General features: G+C 47.4%; 22 protein-coding genes, 1 tRNA gene and 1 pseudogene. 8 read left to right on the top strand and 16 right to left on the bottom strand.

Annotated elements, in window-relative coordinates:
* Positions 1 to 113: 113 nt before the first annotated feature.
* From D3F01_RS15360 to D3F01_RS15310, 11 genes and pseudogenes are all read right to left on the bottom strand, one after another.
* Positions 114 to 641 (bottom strand): annotated as a pseudogene (locus tag D3F01_RS15360) (type IV secretory system conjugative DNA transfer family protein); the annotation flags it as partial.
* Positions 638 to 1,096 carry a PcfB family protein gene (locus tag D3F01_RS15355; protein WP_156070829.1) on the bottom strand — a complete coding sequence of 153 codons (459 nt, stop codon included), beginning with the start codon at positions 1,094 to 1,096 and terminating at the stop codon, positions 638 to 640. The pseudogene D3F01_RS15360 and the gene D3F01_RS15355, both read right to left, overlap by 4 nt.
* Before the next feature lie 29 nt (positions 1,097 to 1,125).
* Positions 1,126 to 1,572, bottom strand: coding sequence for a DUF3846 domain-containing protein (locus D3F01_RS15350; RefSeq protein WP_242889540.1), 447 nt, complete (start codon positions 1,570 to 1,572; stop codon positions 1,126 to 1,128).
* Complete coding sequence (locus D3F01_RS15345) at positions 1,496 to 1,696, bottom strand: hypothetical protein (protein WP_242889539.1); 201 nt, start codon at positions 1,694 to 1,696, stop codon at positions 1,496 to 1,498. Before D3F01_RS15345 ends, D3F01_RS15350 begins: the two co-directional genes overlap by 77 nt.
* 291 nt (positions 1,697 to 1,987) lie before the next feature.
* Positions 1,988 to 2,458, bottom strand: a complete 471-nt coding sequence (locus D3F01_RS15340) for a hypothetical protein (protein ID WP_242889537.1) — start codon at positions 2,456 to 2,458, stop codon at positions 1,988 to 1,990.
* A 66-nt stretch (positions 2,459 to 2,524) separates the two neighbouring features.
* Positions 2,525 to 3,457: a ParB/RepB/Spo0J family partition protein gene (locus D3F01_RS15335; RefSeq protein ID WP_242889535.1), complete on the bottom strand. Its 933-nt coding sequence runs from the start codon at positions 3,455 to 3,457 to the stop codon at positions 2,525 to 2,527.
* Complete coding sequence (locus tag D3F01_RS15330) at positions 3,414 to 4,247, bottom strand: ParA family protein (RefSeq protein WP_097770932.1); 834 nt, start codon at positions 4,245 to 4,247, stop codon at positions 3,414 to 3,416. Before D3F01_RS15330 ends, D3F01_RS15335 begins: the two co-directional genes overlap by 44 nt.
* Positions 4,247 to 5,143 carry a DUF6017 domain-containing protein gene (locus tag D3F01_RS15325; RefSeq protein WP_242889533.1) on the bottom strand — a complete coding sequence of 299 codons (897 nt, stop codon included), beginning with the start codon at positions 5,141 to 5,143 and terminating at the stop codon, positions 4,247 to 4,249. Before D3F01_RS15325 ends, D3F01_RS15330 begins: the two co-directional genes overlap by 1 nt.
* Positions 5,106 to 5,360, bottom strand: coding sequence for a hypothetical protein (locus tag D3F01_RS15320; protein WP_005924919.1), 255 nt, complete (start codon positions 5,358 to 5,360; stop codon positions 5,106 to 5,108). The genes D3F01_RS15325 and D3F01_RS15320 overlap by 38 nt, the downstream gene beginning before the upstream one ends.
* Positions 5,357 to 5,617 carry a hypothetical protein gene (locus D3F01_RS15315; RefSeq protein ID WP_097770934.1) on the bottom strand — a complete coding sequence of 87 codons (261 nt, stop codon included), beginning with the start codon at positions 5,615 to 5,617 and terminating at the stop codon, positions 5,357 to 5,359. The genes D3F01_RS15320 and D3F01_RS15315 overlap by 4 nt, the downstream gene beginning before the upstream one ends.
* A gap of 397 nt (positions 5,618 to 6,014) precedes the next feature.
* Positions 6,015 to 6,088 (bottom strand) — tRNA-Arg (locus D3F01_RS15310).
* A gap of 668 nt (positions 6,089 to 6,756) precedes the next feature.
* Between D3F01_RS15310 and D3F01_RS15305 the strand changes: the two genes are divergently transcribed.
* Complete coding sequence (locus D3F01_RS15305; RefSeq protein ID WP_015536742.1) at positions 6,757 to 7,161, top strand: AbrB/MazE/SpoVT family DNA-binding domain-containing protein; 405 nt, start codon at positions 6,757 to 6,759, stop codon at positions 7,159 to 7,161.
* A 57-nt stretch (positions 7,162 to 7,218) separates the two neighbouring features.
* On the opposite strand, the gene D3F01_RS15300 is transcribed toward D3F01_RS15305, so the two are convergent.
* Positions 7,219 to 8,346, bottom strand: a complete 1,128-nt coding sequence (locus D3F01_RS15300) for a type II toxin-antitoxin system PemK/MazF family toxin (RefSeq protein ID WP_242889531.1) — start codon at positions 8,344 to 8,346, stop codon at positions 7,219 to 7,221.
* Between the two features lie 650 nt (positions 8,347 to 8,996).
* On the opposite strand from D3F01_RS15300, the gene D3F01_RS15295 reads away from it, so the two are divergent.
* On the top strand, positions 8,997 to 10,394 hold the full coding sequence (locus D3F01_RS15295) for an ATP-binding protein (RefSeq protein WP_154252277.1): 1,398 nt from the start codon (positions 8,997 to 8,999) through the stop codon (positions 10,392 to 10,394).
* A 56-nt stretch (positions 10,395 to 10,450) separates the two neighbouring features.
* Here the strand turns inward: D3F01_RS15295 and D3F01_RS15290 are convergent, their stop codons facing one another.
* From D3F01_RS15290 to D3F01_RS15275, 4 genes are all read right to left on the bottom strand, one after another.
* Complete coding sequence (locus tag D3F01_RS15290) at positions 10,451 to 10,738, bottom strand: helix-turn-helix transcriptional regulator (protein WP_242889529.1); 288 nt, start codon at positions 10,736 to 10,738, stop codon at positions 10,451 to 10,453.
* Between the two features lie 526 nt (positions 10,739 to 11,264).
* Complete coding sequence (locus D3F01_RS15285; RefSeq protein WP_181573319.1) at positions 11,265 to 11,972, bottom strand: ImmA/IrrE family metallo-endopeptidase; 708 nt, start codon at positions 11,970 to 11,972, stop codon at positions 11,265 to 11,267.
* Positions 11,972 to 12,253, bottom strand: a complete 282-nt coding sequence (locus D3F01_RS15280; protein WP_005928337.1) for a hypothetical protein — start codon at positions 12,251 to 12,253, stop codon at positions 11,972 to 11,974. Before D3F01_RS15280 ends, D3F01_RS15285 begins: the two co-directional genes overlap by 1 nt.
* A gap of 43 nt (positions 12,254 to 12,296) precedes the next feature.
* On the bottom strand, positions 12,297 to 12,494 hold the full coding sequence (locus tag D3F01_RS15275; protein ID WP_242889527.1) for a hypothetical protein: 198 nt from the start codon (positions 12,492 to 12,494) through the stop codon (positions 12,297 to 12,299).
* Between the two features lie 211 nt (positions 12,495 to 12,705).
* Here D3F01_RS15275 and D3F01_RS15270 point away from each other — a divergent pair, with 211 nt between their 5' ends.
* From D3F01_RS15270 to D3F01_RS15245, 6 genes are all read left to right on the top strand, one after another.
* Positions 12,706 to 13,533 (top strand): LexA family transcriptional regulator, encoded by an 828-nt coding sequence (locus D3F01_RS15270; protein ID WP_242889526.1) that lies wholly within the window; start codon positions 12,706 to 12,708, stop codon positions 13,531 to 13,533.
* Between the two features lie 19 nt (positions 13,534 to 13,552).
* On the top strand, positions 13,553 to 13,756 hold the full coding sequence (locus tag D3F01_RS15265) for a helix-turn-helix transcriptional regulator (RefSeq protein WP_223474140.1): 204 nt from the start codon (positions 13,553 to 13,555) through the stop codon (positions 13,754 to 13,756).
* Between the two features lie 399 nt (positions 13,757 to 14,155).
* On the top strand, positions 14,156 to 14,491 hold the full coding sequence (locus tag D3F01_RS15260; protein WP_242889525.1) for a hypothetical protein: 336 nt from the start codon (positions 14,156 to 14,158) through the stop codon (positions 14,489 to 14,491).
* A gap of 48 nt (positions 14,492 to 14,539) precedes the next feature.
* Positions 14,540 to 14,788 (top strand): PTS transporter subunit EIIB, encoded by a 249-nt coding sequence (locus D3F01_RS15255; RefSeq protein ID WP_242889524.1) that lies wholly within the window; start codon positions 14,540 to 14,542, stop codon positions 14,786 to 14,788.
* A gap of 156 nt (positions 14,789 to 14,944) precedes the next feature.
* On the top strand, positions 14,945 to 15,733 hold the full coding sequence (locus D3F01_RS15250; RefSeq protein ID WP_242889523.1) for a DUF975 family protein: 789 nt from the start codon (positions 14,945 to 14,947) through the stop codon (positions 15,731 to 15,733).
* Between the two features lie 230 nt (positions 15,734 to 15,963).
* The coding region (locus tag D3F01_RS15245) for a PLDc N-terminal domain-containing protein (protein ID WP_242889522.1) at positions 15,964 to 16,776 on the top strand (813 nt) is incomplete at its 3' end.

Below are 16,776 nucleotides of genomic sequence, written 5' to 3'. Positions count from 1 at the left end.
GGTTTCCATTGGCTTCCTCCTTTCTGGAAAATTCATATAGGGTACAGAAAAAGCCACATGGCAGAAGATTTTCGTCTTACCGTGTGACTTTTTCTCTGTCCTATATTATTGTAACCCTTCGGATCAGTAATTACATATGAACTATGACATTGTAAAAGATTCGGTTTCAGCCAGAAGCGCGTCTTGCCGCTGCCGGAGCCGCCCACCACAAGCACGTTTTTATTCCGGGCATTCTTGGGGTCCGGTGGGCGGTTGCTCATCATCAGCCGTTCTGTTTTGGTCAGGATGATATTGTCCTCAAATTTCGGAGCCATGAACGGCTCGATATCTTTGGGTTCGCCCCACCGGGCAGAGCCGTACTCCATGCCGTGACGGTACTTCTTGGCGTTTTTGCCTTTCAGGTACACCGCCAGCCGCATTCCAGCGCCGCAGCACAGACCAATGAACAAGTCAATTGGGTGCAGGCTGGGCAGCGGATTTGAAAATGCAGCCGGGAGCGTATCCATCAGCGATACGATTTTGTCGCCCAGTTCCTTGCCCACGGCCAGCCGCCACGCCTCGCCCAGATTGGTGGCCAGCAAGCCAATTACCACATAGGGCAGATAGAGCGCCAGCAGCTTGGAAAGCTTCTTTTTGCTCATAGGCCGCGCTCCTCCTGCTTGTGCCGCACTTTGTCCGGCAGATTTGCAACGGACTGCGCCAGATCATGCAACTTTGCCAGCACAGAAGGACGCTTGGTTTTATCCAGCACCGATGCCGAATATTCCTTGAACGCTGCGCTCAAGGCATCCGTGTCCTGTGCCTTGAAGTAGACCAGATACCGGGGCGGCTTGCAGGACAGGTCTTTCTGGATGGAGTAGTCGATGTGATACCGCTTGGCATAACGGTCAAAGTCCTTGATGCCAGTTTTCTGAATCTCCACATTGGTCACGCCACGGTTCTGCCGCACCAGCCGCTTCATGGACTGCTTGCCCTGCGAAGCGTGCTTGTCGTACTGCCGCAGCAGAAACTGCATCCCGCGCAGCAGGGTGCGGGCGGACAGTTTTGTGGTCGAGATGGCAAAGTTGACCGTCTTATGCTCGATTTCTTCCTGCATCGTTACCACCTCCCTGAGAGAAACTCAGCTTAACGGTCATGCTCTGCCGGGGGCTTGCTCACAGCCTTTTCTGCGTCATTCTGAACCGATTCATCCGGAACCGGAATGACCATCAGGCGGCGTCCCAGAGGGAGAAAAGCTTCGGGCTGATGGAAATGTTCTTCGTACTTCTGCGCCAGCTCCGGGGAGAGCGACACAAAATCCTCCTCGCCCAGCCCCACCACCAGAAAGGTTCCGGCAATAACATCGTACATCAGCCCGTCCTCGTCCCATAAGGCCCGGTTCAGCGGCAGACCCATAAGCTTGCCGTCATCGTTATAAACGATGGCAACCGGATCTTCAAAAGGGTAGCTTGCGCCGATGGAACCGCCCACCGCCTGCTGCAAGGCTTTCAGGTCATTATCGATCTCGACCTGCTGCGGATACTGTCCCGGTGTAATTTTCAGCACCGACAGAGTGTTCTCGTTCTGTTCCATTATCTTCCTCCTCAAATTTGATAGTGATTTCCTGCCCAGCACGGGCGGCGTTCAACAGAGCTGCCACAAAGAAGCCGAAAAAGGCACCAGCTTCAAAAATGATAAACGAATAAATATAATTCATAGCGAACCTCCTACATTGACTGAACTGTGAGAAGAATCCTCTCAGGGGGGACGAGGAGCGCTAGACGCGGTGACGGTATGCTTAGTGGAAACATTGGCATGAGTATGCGGTGCGACATCGGTAGAAAAATAGTCGTACAGAGCATCCCGCAGAGAATGGAAGCAACGAGCATGGTAGTCGTGCAGACGGAGAACCAGAATCTTCAAAACATCAACGGCGGAACAGTAAAAGCCCTCCGTGACTTCTGCGAAACTCTCATAGCAGGTCATTTCGGTATCCATGCTGCACCTCTCAGTCAATGCAGATGCAGACCATCTTCTCGTGGTCAGCCATAAGAGGGACGCTGTTCTCGGCCAGATAGCACTGGATCAGATACAGGTCACTGGTGGTAAGGGCAACAAAGCTGCCATTGGTATCGTAGCGAACAAAGACAACGGCACCGGACAGATACCGCTTGCCAGCCAGTGTGATGACCTGACGAGGGTCGTAACAGAGAGCCAGCGGCACATCGTCGCTGATGCTGTAGCAGGAATCTGCTTCATCGAAGCAAGGCAGGTAACTGCGAACGTTCGCCAGCGGAGTGATAGTCAGTTCGATCTCCGGGGCAATCACGGCGGCGTAAACTTCATCATCACCGAGCTGCCGCTCCAGCACATGGCTCATCTTATTGAAGAAGTCGGTCACAGCATTGTCCATGTGGTTGATTTTCTGGTTCATAGCTTCGATGGTCTTTGCGGTCTTGAGATCAATGGTAGTGTTCATAGTGCTTTTTCTCCTAATTTTTGCAAAAAAGAAAGACCCGGTTGGGTCTTACATTCAAAATGTGTGTTAGCGTTCATTCTGCCGCTGCTGTTTGCGTTGCCACTGATCCAGCAGCTTGATGATAGTGTCCTCCATCTGTTTCGGGGTGAAGCTGCGCGGGAAATACTTCCGCAGGGTGTCGTTTTTGATGACCACTTTGTCCAGTTCGTCCTTTTTTTCTTCTCCCATGACAGCAAAGGCAACATCATACGAGAAGTGCCCTTCCTGTGCCAGCTTTTTGAGCCGTTGCGCTTGGGAAAGGGATGGAGCATTCTGGGTGTCTTGCATCGCTTCTAAAAAATCCCGCTGTTGGCTTTCGTCCAGATAGGACAACTCCACAGCGGGATTAAAAGCAATTTTCTTTTCGTCTACCATATCCAGCAGTTCCGGGATGAGGTTGGTCAGGCGGATAAAACGCTGGACTTGCTTATAACTTTCGCCTGTTCCTTCAGCAACAATCTCTGTACTGCGTTTCCCGAAATAATCTGGGACAACTTGTCCCACATTTTTGGGTCGTCCAACAGTTCGCTCGATTGCTTCCAGCTTCATCTTGTAAGCGAAAGCCCGTTCGCTGGGCAAGATGTTCTCACGTTGGAGATTGCTGTCCACCATGAGCAAAACAGCGGCGTCATCATCCATTTGACGGACAATAACCGGCAGGGTGTCCAGCCCGGCAAGCTGTGCAGCGTGCTGACGGCGGTGCCCGGAGATGATCTCGTAGCCACCTTCCGGGCGTGGGCGGGCAATCAGCGGAGACAGCACGCCGTACTGCTCCACGCTTTCCACCGTGCGCTGCATGGACTCATCATCCAAGACCTTAAAGGGGTGGTTCTTGAAAGGGAACAGCTCTCCAATGGGGATCTGTTGCACCTGCTCTCGTTGCTGCTCCTGTCGGGATTCTTCCGTGGAGAAAATGTCATCTGCCCCTTTCAGCGACACGTTTAAGCTGCCTTTCGGCATTCGCCATCACCTCCTCGGTCAGAGATTTATAGGCTTCTGCCACCTTGCCTTTGGGGTCGTGCTGGAAAATGCTCTTGCCTACGGCGCTGATCTCCGCAGCACGGACAGACCGGGGAATGGTCTGGTCGAACACCTTGATCTTGCTGCCGTAAGCACCTCGAATCAGGTTGTCAATCTGCTGTCCGTAGTTGGTGCGGCTGTCGGTCATAGTCAGCAGGATGCCCTCGATTTTCAGCTTGGGGTTGATCTGCCGCCGGACCTTCTGCACGGTCTGCAAAAGCTGTTCCAGACCTTTTGCGGAAAGGTACTGCGCTTGCACGGGAATCAGGGTGGTGTCTGCTGCTGCCAGTGCATTGACGGTCAGCATCCCAAGGGAAGGGGTACAATCCAGCAGAATGAAATCATAGTCGTGCTTTGCACTGTCCAGCACCTGTTTCAGCATCTTTTCCCGGTTCATGCAGTTGACAAGGGAAACTTCCAGCCCTGCCAGTTCAATGTTTGCCGGAATCAGGTCAACGCCCTCTGCATGGTGCAGGATGCCTTCACCGGGCGGAATGCTCTGATCGTTCATGGCTTTTGCCATCAGAGTGGAAAGGGTGGTGGGCAGTTCATCGGGCTGCTGCCAGCCCATGCTGATGGTCAGCGACCCCTGCGGGTCAGCGTCCACCAACAGGACCTTTTTGCCCTCCATCGCCAGCCCGATGCCCAGATTTTCACAGGTAGTGGTCTTGCCGGTACCGCCTTTCTGGTTGACGATGGCAATCGTGGTTGCTTTCTTTGAAATTTTTATCACCTCCGCATCGCTAAGTCGTGGTTGGTTTGGTTTTGATAGGAAAGCTGCATTGTAGTCGGTGCGTTGTACAGAGAAGCCAGCAGATATTGTTTCATGTTTCGAATCGGGCTGCTGTTCTCTGCAAGGCACTTCAGCACAAAGCGGATATGGTCAGCGTTCAGCTTCATAAAGCGGCTGCGTACCACCTCGGCGGGCTTATCGTCTCCGGCAATCCGCAACATCTTGCGTTTGGTGGAGCAGGTATCAACAAGCAGGTCTACGATTTGGTAGATGGTGTCCTCATCATCCGGGCAGAGCCGGAGCAGGAGTTCCACCTCCAAAGACTGAGAAAAATATTCTTCCAATTGGGTGCGTTTGCTCATCCAGTCGTTTTCATCGGAATAGATAGGATCAGTATTGCTTATCTCTGTATTATTTCCCTCAGTCTTATTACATCGTAGTTTGGCCGGGTCTTGAAGCGTATTCTGGACGGTTCCAGAATCGTCATTATCACGATTCAAGTAGGGCATTTTTGACGATTCTGCCGAAAAGTTCTTCACATACACCAAACTTGGCTTTCCCAGACCTCTTCGTTTTCGTTCAATCAAACCAAACTTTTCGAGTTCTCGCAGCAGCTTGGTGGCCTTTTTATCGGCACAGCCCAGTGAATCCTGTACTTCCTGCACGGTATAGATGATGAACACCCGCCCAGCCTTGTCCAACCAACCGTTCCGGGCTGAAAGGCTCATGCGGTCGAGCAGGATACCGTACAGCGTTTTGGCATCTGTGGAAAGCGGTTGGAAACGGCTATCCTGAAACAACAGCTTGGGAATCCGGTAGAAGGAGAACAGCTCGCTGGACCGCCCATAGAAGTAATCAAGGTCTGCGGTTCTTGTCGGCTTTCTTTCGGGCATAGAGAATATCCCATTTTTCAGGTGTGGAACGGAATACATTGACCTGCTTCTTATAAGGGCAGTGGGCATACAGGCAGGTGCGGAACTTGAAATCGGGTCGATAGTACGGGCACAGCTTGCAGCTGTCCGGGGCACGGTCGGAACCTTCGCCAGCGGCGATCACATGGTGCATGGAGTGCTGAACATGGCGCAGAGCTTCGTTTCGCTTGTGGCTCACTTGGCATCACCTCGTTTCTCCAGCGGTGCCATCAGGTCTTTGTAGCAGGGGATCAGCACACAGGGCTTTGCCCGCTTGTAGGGGCACCCTTCGCACTTGCTGGGGCCTTTGGGCGGTTCAATCAGATAGTAGCAGTTCTCTTTGCCAAGAACGCAGCCCTTCTTTCGGTTCTTCCAGAAGAAGCAGTGTCGGCAATCTGCCGGGCGGGAAGCGTGGTAGCGGATACCGTCCATCGTGACGGTCAGAACTTTTTTCATTGGTAAACCCTCCTTTGATGGATTCGGGAAGTTCAGCCCGAAAACAAAAAAGCGCGTTCCTCTTTCTGTTCCGAGAGAACAGCGAGTGAACGCGCTATGTATGGAGAAAAGTGTTTTGCACGGTTTTGGGCGGGAATGTGGAAAATAGATTTACACAAATTATCTTGTATTTACATGGATTTACAGGAAAGCGGCTACCAATTTTAGCAGAGAGCGGGAAAACAGAGCTCAAAAGGTGCTTTATGGGGCTTCATTAGCTGGAAGCCTGATTTTATTAGCTGGAACTGAAAATTCTGCTAATGGCATTAGCTGTCTAATTTTGGTGATAGGTTCAAAATGAAAAATGCGAAGATCGTCTTTCACATGGAAAAATGACCTTCGCATTTTCTTAAAGGGATACCCCAGACAGGATTCGAACCTGCGGTCTCCTCCTTAGGAGGGAGGCGCTTTATCCAGCTAAGCTACTGAGGCATATTATGTATTATCGTTGATTTTTTGAAATCCAACGCGCTTGGAAACGAATGTGCAGAATGATTTTCACACCGAAGTGACCGACTGCGTTGCAACCGAAACGGTGTTAAACTTGTTGCATCAAAATTTGTTGGGAAAATCTCGATCCCCAGTCTTGCTTTTGATTAGAGCAATCACTTCTGCACCCAAGGTATCAGGTTGACCGAATTCTTAGGAGTAGGGGCTGAAGCCATAAATCCTAGGCAAAAGTAGGTAAAACAAGTAACGTTTTATCAATTGATTTTTTGTTGCGCTGTCAATCTGAGTAAAGAACACAAACCCCGAAATAAAACGAGTAAAAGGCTTTTCATTAGCAGAAAATTAGCAGAGCTAATGAAAAGTGGAAGGTTCATTGTAAAATGCCCACCTTTCATTAGCTGGGAAGTGTACGTTTCCCTACGGATATTTGCTTGTTTAGCATTCGTGAACCAGACCATACAGCCGTAGCTGGTGTGATGGACAAATGTTTTCAATAGAAAAAGACCAGAGCTTTCTGCGAGAAAACTCTGGTCTATGTAACAGTGCGAATGGAAATGCGCATTGTCTTGTAAAAGGAAGGGGCTTATGGTATTCTTACGGGAGTAAAGGCACTGGATGCAAGGAACTTTGCGTGATTTTAGGAGTGTGCGATGGAAAAGAAATTTAATATTGTAGTCGGTGAAGATGGAACTGTAAAACTCCCAGATGCGGTTCTGGAAAAACTTGAAGTCAAACCCGGAGAGGAAGTTCGCTTCGAGGTAGATGACAATTTCTATGCAGTCAGGCTTCTATCGCGGATAGAAGCTGAACGCTTGGATTACTTGAATTGGATGCATAATAAACATTGCCCCTCTATTGAGGAAATGATTGCAGAGTCGAGAAAACAAGCCACTCAGAACATTGTGATCTCCCGTATCCTTGATGGGATGCCGGCAGAAAAAATCGCAGAAGGCTATGAAGTTTCACTCGATTATGTAAAACAGCTTACACATCAGCTGAAGATGGACATAGAGGAAGCTAAGGCGAAAAAACACAAAGAAACGGGATCATCCTAAAACAGATAGCGGCAGTTTTCCATATACGGAAAACTGCCGCTGTTTATGTATAGAGGCTTATAGGTTCTTTGCAAGATTTTTAATGAGTGTAGCCATAGAGGGGTCAGCCAGCAGTTTAGCAAGAGCTGCTGCCGCATCTGTATCGACTGGACTGGCTTTGGGAGTGGATTGCTCTGCGCGAGGGAGGGCTTCAGGCTCTGCACCATGATGCTGATAGAAGAAATCGTCGAATCGTTGTGCGTTCAAACGCCGATCATCATCCAGAATGTGTGCGTACTGCTCGGTGACCATCGAAGCCTGTGCATGACCGGAATCGCCCTGCACGGCTTTGATATCGCCGCCGTTCAGTTTGAGCTTGTATGTAATGCTGGAGTGTCGGAAGCTGTGGAAAACCACTTTTGGGAGATCGTTTTCCTCAATCAGCTGCTTCAATGCACCGTTAATGGTGGATTGTTCGGTCGGCATTCCTAGCGGGCCGGCAACCACGAGATTATAGTCTGCATACTCTGCACCCAGTGCGTCCTTTGTCATGTCCTGCTCGGCTTTATAGTGGACAAGCATTTCAGCAACTGTTTTGGGGAGAAAAATGCTTCGGATACTGCTGTCTGTTTTAGGGCTTTTCAGAACCTGGACCGTGGTGCAGCGGGAACTCAGCGAGGGAAAACGAGTGATGACATTTTTATTTTCCAAGGCGTTCAGCGAAGCAATATCTACACGCTGCAATTCCTTATTTATGTAAATGGAGGCTCGCCCGGCTTCAATGCTTTCGGGGGAGATATCCACACAATCCCATGTCAGACCGAGCAATTCCCCTAAGCGCAGGGAACAAGAGAAGGAGAGGTTGATGCAAAGCCGGAGCCGTGGATCATCACAGACTTCTAAGGCATGGAACAGGGTCTCGGCAGTCCAGATATCACGCTTCTTTGCAGTGTATTTGGGCAAGGTGGCATAAATAAAATGCGTCGGCATATTTCGCTTTTTGATCTGTGTTGTCAGCGGAACGACCAGAAGAACATTGGAGTAAAAATTACCATCATCGTTCTGGACAACGATGGCAGGTCGGACACCGCCTTGCTCGGAACCGCTGTAAGGGTTCAAGTCCATCATGTAGACATCCCCGCGCTTGTACATCCAGTTTGCGGGCATAGGCGGATACTCTTTCTCTTTTTTACCTCGTGTGGCCAATTTGGATTTCTCCTTTCTATCCGTATATGTAACAGTGGACTGCTCGCACAGCCCACCCTACTATCTCAAACAGCAAATTGCTGTGATTTATAGTTCTATACCTTTCCGTATTTGTCCCCGACATCCCCGGAAAACGAAAACTCAGTTTTCGTGTGGGAAAACTTTCAGCCGTCCGGCAGCGTACCGAATCCATAGGGTTCTCACCTCTCCGTGGTTCTCACCGAGCTGCCCGAAGGCAGAAGTATCATTATTCTGTGATGGATCATAGCTATGGAGAAGCTGTCATCCATTTACCGTCAACCTACCGCTCATTCCCTCAGTGGGAGATCATCGCATTTGTTACGGACGTGGCTCATCATCACAGGAACGTGACTGAAGAATGCGTGTTCAATTTTCAAGGGGCGGGATAGCTTGAGGGCTGCTTTGAACGCTTTCCGAAGCTATGGCTGTATTGTAACCGATGCGGAACGAAATGAACAGGAACTCAGAGTTCACAATTTTTGAGGAAAATAGGAAGTATCGTTCCTGTTTCTCGATGAACCGTCAAAAATATATTTCTTGACTTTATGTAAGAAATGAAGTATTATACTCGTAAGAAACTAACTTACGAGTATATAAATTCGATAAATACACTTTGGGGAGGGAACAAAATGAGCCGATTTTACTGCCGCGATGAGGAACTTCGGAAGTTAAACAAACGATATGAGAATGGAAAGTTTGAATGCGTTGTCATTTACGGCAGACGCCGTGTTGGAAAAACTGCGCTGATCAATGAATTCTGCAAGGATAAACCGACCATTTTCTTCTCTGCCTTGAATACGACCGGAAAAGAAAATCTGGAAGCCTTGTCCAAGGCAATCATGAGTTTTGAACGACCCAATGCAGAATCATCTCCGGAATTTACAACCTACGATGCAGCATTGGACGAACTGACAGCTCTCTCCAAGGAGCAGCGGATCGTATTTGTAATTGATGAGTATCCTTATCTTGCAAAGGCTAAACCCGCTATTTCCGCAATGCTTCAGCACATCATCGACCATAAATGGACAGATTCCCAAATGTACCTGATCCTGTGTGGCTCGTCCATGAGTTTTATGGAAAGTCAGGTTTTGGGCAAAGAAAGCCCTCTGTATGGGCGCAGAACAGCGCAATTCAAGATCATGCCGCTGGATTACAAGGAAACAGCGGTGTTCCATCCGAATCTGTCCGAGGAAGATAACGCCCTGATTTATGGCATCACAGGCGGCGTTCCGCATTATATCAACAAATTGGATGTTCGGGACAGCGTAGATGAAGCACTGATGGAAAACTTGTTTGACCGTTCCAGCTACCTCTATGAGGAACCGGCCAACCTGTTAAAGCAGGAGCTGCGTGAGCCGGCAATTTATAATGCAATCATCAAGGCAATTGCAGAGGGGGCTTCTCGCCTGAATGATATCACCACGAAAGTTGGTGAAGAAAACTCTGTGGTGGCGAAGTACCTCAAAACGTTGATAGACCTTGGAATCGTCAAAAAGGAAACGCCGATCACTGAGAAACCGGGCAAAAAAACGATCTATCTTCTGGCAGACAATTTTTTTCGTTTTTGGTACCGTTTTGTGCCGGTCAATGCAAGTGCCATTGATTCGGGGCGGATCGCAAAGACCTACCCCCATGCGGTGAAGCAGTATTTTCCAGACTATATGGGTCTGATTTTTGAGAAGATGTGCCAAGACTACTTGCTCTATTATGCGAATGATCTTCCTATCGAGTTGAGTGAGATTGGGCAGTGGTGGGGAACCGACCCTCAAAAAAAGAAGCAGATACAAATCGATATTGTCGGTAGGCCGGTTGAGGGCAATGACTATATCATCGGCTCCTGCAAATATCGCAATGAAAAAATCGGTTTGGACGAACTGGAACTGATTCGGGAATATGCAGCAGTCTTTGGGAAAGGAACAAACTACCACTACTACATTTTCTCGAAAGGCGGATTTACGGACGGCCTGCTTCAGGCACAGGAACGCGGAGAAGTACAGCTGCTTACCCTTGCCGATATTTTTGAATAACACAAGAAACGCTCTTGTCGGTGTAAAACCGGCAGGAGCGTTTCTTGTTGAAGTGATTATAAAAGACCTTTGATTTTTTCAAGATGATCTATAGCGGCTTGCAGTTCATTTTGAAACTGATCCCTAGAAGGATCTCGGCCCAAAAGAAGATAATCCATACTGACATGGAAGTATTCTGCAATATCGATCAGGATTTTTACAGAGCTATTGGAGCTTCCCCTTTCAAGATCGCCGAGGTGGCGATGGGAAACACCAAGTTTTTCAGCAAGTTTTTCCTGCGATAACTTCGCATTTGTACGCAAAGTAAAAATACGGTTACCAATAGCATTCGGATCAAAACTCATGTGTGACCTCCAAATTTTCGATAAAGCGTGAGAATTCGAAAACTCGGAGTTGCTACGGATATCTAGCCGCTTGGGGCATCCACGAAAAACGGACAAACATAAAGCCTGCTCCTTTTTACGGGAGCAGGCTTCCTGAAGGCTAAAAAAATAGCCGGACAACAACCAACTGAGGGATCTTCAAAGAAAATCTCTCAATCAGCTGTTGCCCGGCTATTTGGAGCACGTTTCATACATTGCCTTGCGGCAATGGCCCGTTGCTCGGAGCGAACAGTCCATATTCAGGGTGCAATGCACCCGTATTTGTTAAAATGACTGGAAAATCACCGGCATCTAAATGCCAGATCAAGTCTCAGGGTTTCTTTGCATCTATTGCACTTCACTTGTAGTATACCTGAACACCCCTCGATTTTTTGGTATAACTTATTTCCACAAACAGGGCAAAATCTCCAGCCTATGCTAAATTCTGCCTGCTGTGTAGTAGTCGGTGCTTTACCGGCAAAGGGACGGTTCTTTAACTGAATCATATTCATTCTCCAAATCGCATGATGTCCAATGGATGGCAGTGGATGGGTTTGCCTTTTATAACCTGCATCTGCTGCAGTCTGATCCTGATTGCAGACCAAGAAACCCCAATCCGTCGAGCCATCTCCAAAATTTTTTCATAGTTAGGGTCAGACACTGATTTGTATAGAATCCCATTTGGCAGAGTCAACGCTACACGTTCTATTTCGGCATTGATCAGAAATGTTGGCATCAGCAGCTCTGCTGCAAGGGTATCCGCCTGCCATTCTTCCCACGAGGGCTTTCCGTTTCTCTCCCGATAGGCAATGTGCCCACGGCACTTGACTGCTTTTCCGTAGTCGTTCGGAAACAGATCAGCCAAAATCTGATGTGCTGCTTCATGCGCTATTGTGAAATTCCGGCATCCAGTGCATCTGTCTGCCGCAAGAGCAGAATCGATTACGATATCCCTCGGCATAAATACTTCAACAAGCTTTGTTCCATCCTCAAGGGTTGCTGTGAAGCTACATCTCTGGAAAACCGTTAATCCAAGGATGTGACCATCGCTACACAGCGGCAACATCTTCAGGTTCAGTCCAAGAACAGAATTTGCAAACTGCTCTGGGTTAATAGGAGCGGGGTCATTTTTGCTTATTCCGAAGAGTGCATAGTACATTTCAATATATTTGCCTGCTATGCACGAAAGTTCTGCACGCGATAAGTATCTTGCCATTATGAAGCCCTACCTTCTGATGTGGCACAGTAGGCTTCCACGAACCACTTGCCCTTTTCAAGCCAAAGATTCCGCTTCTGCCCGCAAATCAGGCAGGTGAAGCAATGCCCTTTCACGCCAAAACGTGATGTACCGTGCTTGACTGCCAAGACACGATCAATTCCATAAGTGCGAGTCTTGTCGTAGTTTATGGCAAGAGGACGGATCTTGCCGTCAGGAGTAAAACGAACATCCACTTCGACGTATCTTTTCTCACGGCGAAGGTTGTAATCACCACACATCAGAAATCCTCCTTTTTGCAGATTTATCAGAATGCAGCGTGCATTACTTGCGAGTCATACTGCGTGCCACGAACTGTTTTTCGTTTAACAGAGGAACGGACACTGTATGCTTTTTCCACTCATCCATAGAGCAGGTTACTGCTTTGCACAGACGGCATTTTGTCCAGCCGTCGGTTGCATCAAGATCCACATCATAATTCATGGTTCCGCACATTGGGCATCTTACATTTTCTTTTTTCATAATATCACCTCTCAGAGAAAACACCAAACAAGCACATTTTCGGCGCAGTGTTAACACCAAAAAGCTGTTATTCGTGGATTTGATTCGATTATACACCTACTTTATGGAGATGTCAATTACGCATTTGTCGCTATTTTAGAGACTTCTTATTGATTTCCTGTATTTTCTATACTATAATAGAGCTACCGGATCACAAAGGAGTGTTCTTGTTATGAAAAAGAAAACCACGCTCACCAAAATGCACATAGCCCCATCCACAGTGCGCTATGATGCAGTCGCTGCGAGGGATAGCAATGAGGTTGGTCAGATTCTCGCAGGCACACGAAAAAGGAATGGCTATTCACTTGTAACTTTCTCTGAACTTCTCCGTCACTATGGCGTCGATGTCAGTGATAAAGGAATCAGCAAATGGGAAAAAGGCTATACCACTCCTAGCATCTACCAACTAGTTGCAATCTGCTACGCATTGAACATCAAGGAGGGTCCTTCCTACTTTACAAAGAACTTCCAGAAACCCGCCCTTCTAAATGACATCGGGCAAAAAAAAGTCGCTGAGTACGAAATGGACTTGATTGCATCCCGGCGCTACCAGCCAGACGCAGAAGAGCCCGCGGAAATCGACTACATAATGATGCCTGTATCAGAGTTGCCAGTATCGGCAGGTCTAGGAGCTTTTCTTGAGGGTGAAATGTTCCAGCAGATACAAGTGCCTGCCAGTAGCGTTCCGGCTGGTGCCGAGTTCGGGATATACGTTAGCGGTGATAGTATGGAGCCACGTTATCATAGCGGACAAATCGTATGGGTAAAGCGCTGCGAAGAACTTGAATGCGGGGATATCGGGATATTCGTATATGATGACTGTGGATATCTGAAAAAATACGATGAACATACCCCGGATAAAACCCAAGCAGAATTCCTTACCGACAGCTATGGCGTGGTGCATAACCAACCGGTTTTGGTTTCTCTTAACACCAAATATTCGCCAATCCTTATATCTCCAGAGCAAAGATTTGAGATCGTTGGAAAAGTTTTGAACTAAAAAGATGGGAGGGATTTTCGTGGATACGATCAAACGTGTTCAGGATTTGATGCAAGAGCGTGATATGAATCTGTGTGTGTTGGCAAAGAAATGCGGAATATCGTATTCCACGATTCAAACAACTGCCCGTCGGGGAGGTCAGCTAAGCGTAGAAACCATCGAAAGAATCTGTCTTGGCTTGGGAATCACCTTAAAAGACTTCTTTGATTCCTCATACTTATAGTAAAAAGCCGCTCACCATGCTGGAAACCTGCACGGTGAGCGGCTTTAATACTGCTTCTATTTTATCCTTGGGCCATCTCCAGATAAATGTTAAGCTGCATCTGTCTGGCGATCCTATTCGTGATCCTTGGAATCGGCATCAACCTGTGACAGTGCATTTCTCACATCCCTATTTGCTTCTTCCAAAGCCTGTCTGATGGGTTTGTTGTGGCTCCCCATCGCTGCAGCAGTCCGCAGGCGGTTTTGAAAGATAGATCTCCTTCATTTTCTGCTTAACGGCAGCAATAAGAGCGGGGCCTCGCAAAAGCTCTGCTCTTGTTGTCTAAGGAAGTATTGCCATTTCGAGGCAGAAAGAATATACTTATATTAGTAAATTCCAATACTAGGTGGAGGGACTATTATGGCTAGACCAAAAGGAAGCAAGAATGCAGTGCGTACCAAGAAAACAAATGTTGACTATGCGGCTATTATTGCTGAAAAGACTACTGCCAAGGAACAAATTGAAACTGAGATTGCTGCGCTGTCTGACAACATCAGCGTACTGAAAGAGCAGTTGAAAAGCAAAAAATCTGCGCTGAAGGTTGCAGTAAAGGAACTTTCTAAAGCAGAGGCAAAAAAGGTTGCAGCCGAAAAAAAGGCCGCAGAAGAATCCAAAAAGGCCGAAGCGGAATCCGTATTGAAAAAGCTACTTGCCAGCGGTATGTCCGCCGATGAAATTATCGCCAAGCTCCAGTAAACTTTTATGGGAGCCAGCAAACGGATCTGTCCGAACTGCGGACGTAAAATGAAGCAGCAGTTCATTGGTCTGTTCCACTGCAAATGCAGCACAAGCTGGCGGCGTGATATAGTAAGCGCCAGCTACTGCACTACCCGCCTGCGCTTTGAGGTCAAGGACTACCGTCAGGTCAATGAGCAGGCTGTAAAAGCGGCAGGCGCAACAGGCATCATCCGTCCGGGGAAGAACGCCTGTCAGGTCATTGTCGGCACGAACGTCAAATCCGTTTATGATGAACTGGACAAGCTGCTGAAGTAAAGGAAAGGGGCTGTTGCACAAGGATATAACCGGTGTAACAGCCTCTTTTTCATTCATGCTGCATTTTTTTCAGCGTTTCAAACGTATCTAAATTAAAGTAGCATATCATATTCCTTTTCACACATACTTGCCATTTTCAGATAGGAGGTTGCTTTTATGAAAATATCTGCTGACTATCGTATGCTCGCCCGCGATGCTCTGCGCGGAAAATGGAAAACTGCTGTTCTGACAGGTATTGCCGCCAGTGCGCTCGGTGCTACCATTGTGAGCAGTTCCAACAGTGTCGTTTCCAATTCCAATCAGGCAAAGGACATTCATTTTAACCTGTTCGCCCAGCCAAACGGCGGTCGGCTGCTTGCTGTTTTGCTTGTCGGCATTGGTCTGTGGGCAATCCTCCAATTGATCGTGGGCGGTGCAGTTCAACTGGGATATGCTCATTTTAATCTGAACCTTGTAGATGGAAAGGATGCTGCCATCTCGGACTTGTTCTCTCAGAAAGACCGTCTGTGGGATGGCTTCTGCATGAAATTCCTGCAGGGTCTGTACATCGCCCTCTGGTCGCTGCTGTTGGTGATTCCGGGAATCGTGAAAACATACAGCTATGCGATGACACCTTACATCATGTCCGAACATCCTTCGCTGACCGCAAATGAAGCGATCACAGAATCCCGGCGAATCATGAATGGCAACAAATGGCGGCTGTTCTGTCTGGATTTTAGCTTCATTGGCTGGGAGCTGCTCTGCTCGTTGCCACTGTATGCCGGGGGTTTTCTGGTTCTCAAATATTTCACCGGTTCAGAGGCTATGGCGATTTCTCTTTTTCTTCTGCTGACAATTCCATTGAGCATTGGCTTCTTTTTTGTACGCCCCTATGAGGAAGCTGCATGGGCCACTTTCTACCGCGATATTACCGCAGCACCTACCGAACCGGATGAAGCATACTGACTTTTATACTATTTCGCAGATGTGACCGGACTTTCGAGGTGATCTGCGTACCTATTGCAATTCTGACTATTTGGAATATACTTGTAAGTATCAAATTATTTCACTGTATGAGGACATCCGCACCAAACTTATCCAGTCCGGTGTAATGAAATGCAGAGAATAAAAGACAAAATTGGTATGTTCCACGAAATTTAGGGAGAAAACTGAGCAAGTAGGAAGGCGGAATATATATGAAACAAGATACTTTAGAGGGCAAAGCAAAAACAAAAAATGGGGTAAAACGGCTGTGTTTTTCCATAATCTGCATTCTTCTGGAAGTGATTTTTATTATTACTATCGTAACACGCTTGAATGAATATGCAGAAGTCATAAATTTATTTACAAGGATTTTGAGTGGGATCTTGGTTTTGGGATTGTACGCATCAAATAAGACATCCTCTATGAAAATGCCTTGGGTCATCTTAATTCTAATTTTCCCAATTATGGGTGTAGGCCTGTATTTGTTGATTGGTTTGAATGGTGGCACACATAAAATGCGTGAGCGGTATGCAGAAATTGATAGCAAATTGTTACCAATGCTTCCGGACAGTCAGGAGTGTTTGAGCAGAATAAAAGAAACAATTCCGAAAGCAGGAAATATAGCAAGTTACATACAAAGAAATTCGCAGTATCCAATCTATCAGAATACGGATATTGTGTATTTTGATGAAGCAGTGAAAGGATTAGAGGCACAGCTTAAGGATTTGGAGAAAGCACAAAAGTTTATTTTTATGGAATATCATGCGATAGAAGACGCTGAAGCATGGCATAAGATTCAAGATGTTCTGGAAGAGCGAGTAAAAGCAGGTGTGGAAGTTAGAGTATTCTACGATGACATGGGTTCTATAGGCTTTATTAACACAGATTTTGTGAAAAAAATGGAGACAATAGGAATTCATTGCCGTGTATTCAATCCGTTTATGCCAGGTTTAAATCTGTTTTTGAACAATCGTGATCATAGAAAAATAACAGTTATTGATGGAAAAGTCGGATTTACAGGTGGA

It is taken from the genome of Faecalibacterium sp. BCRC 81149 (assembly GCF_022750605.1).
In the GTDB taxonomy this organism is placed as follows: domain Bacteria; phylum Bacillota; class Clostridia; order Oscillospirales; family Ruminococcaceae; genus Faecalibacterium; species Faecalibacterium duncaniae.
Note: the sequence above shows the minus strand (reverse complement) of the source record. Positions and strands in the feature narration are given on the sequence as shown.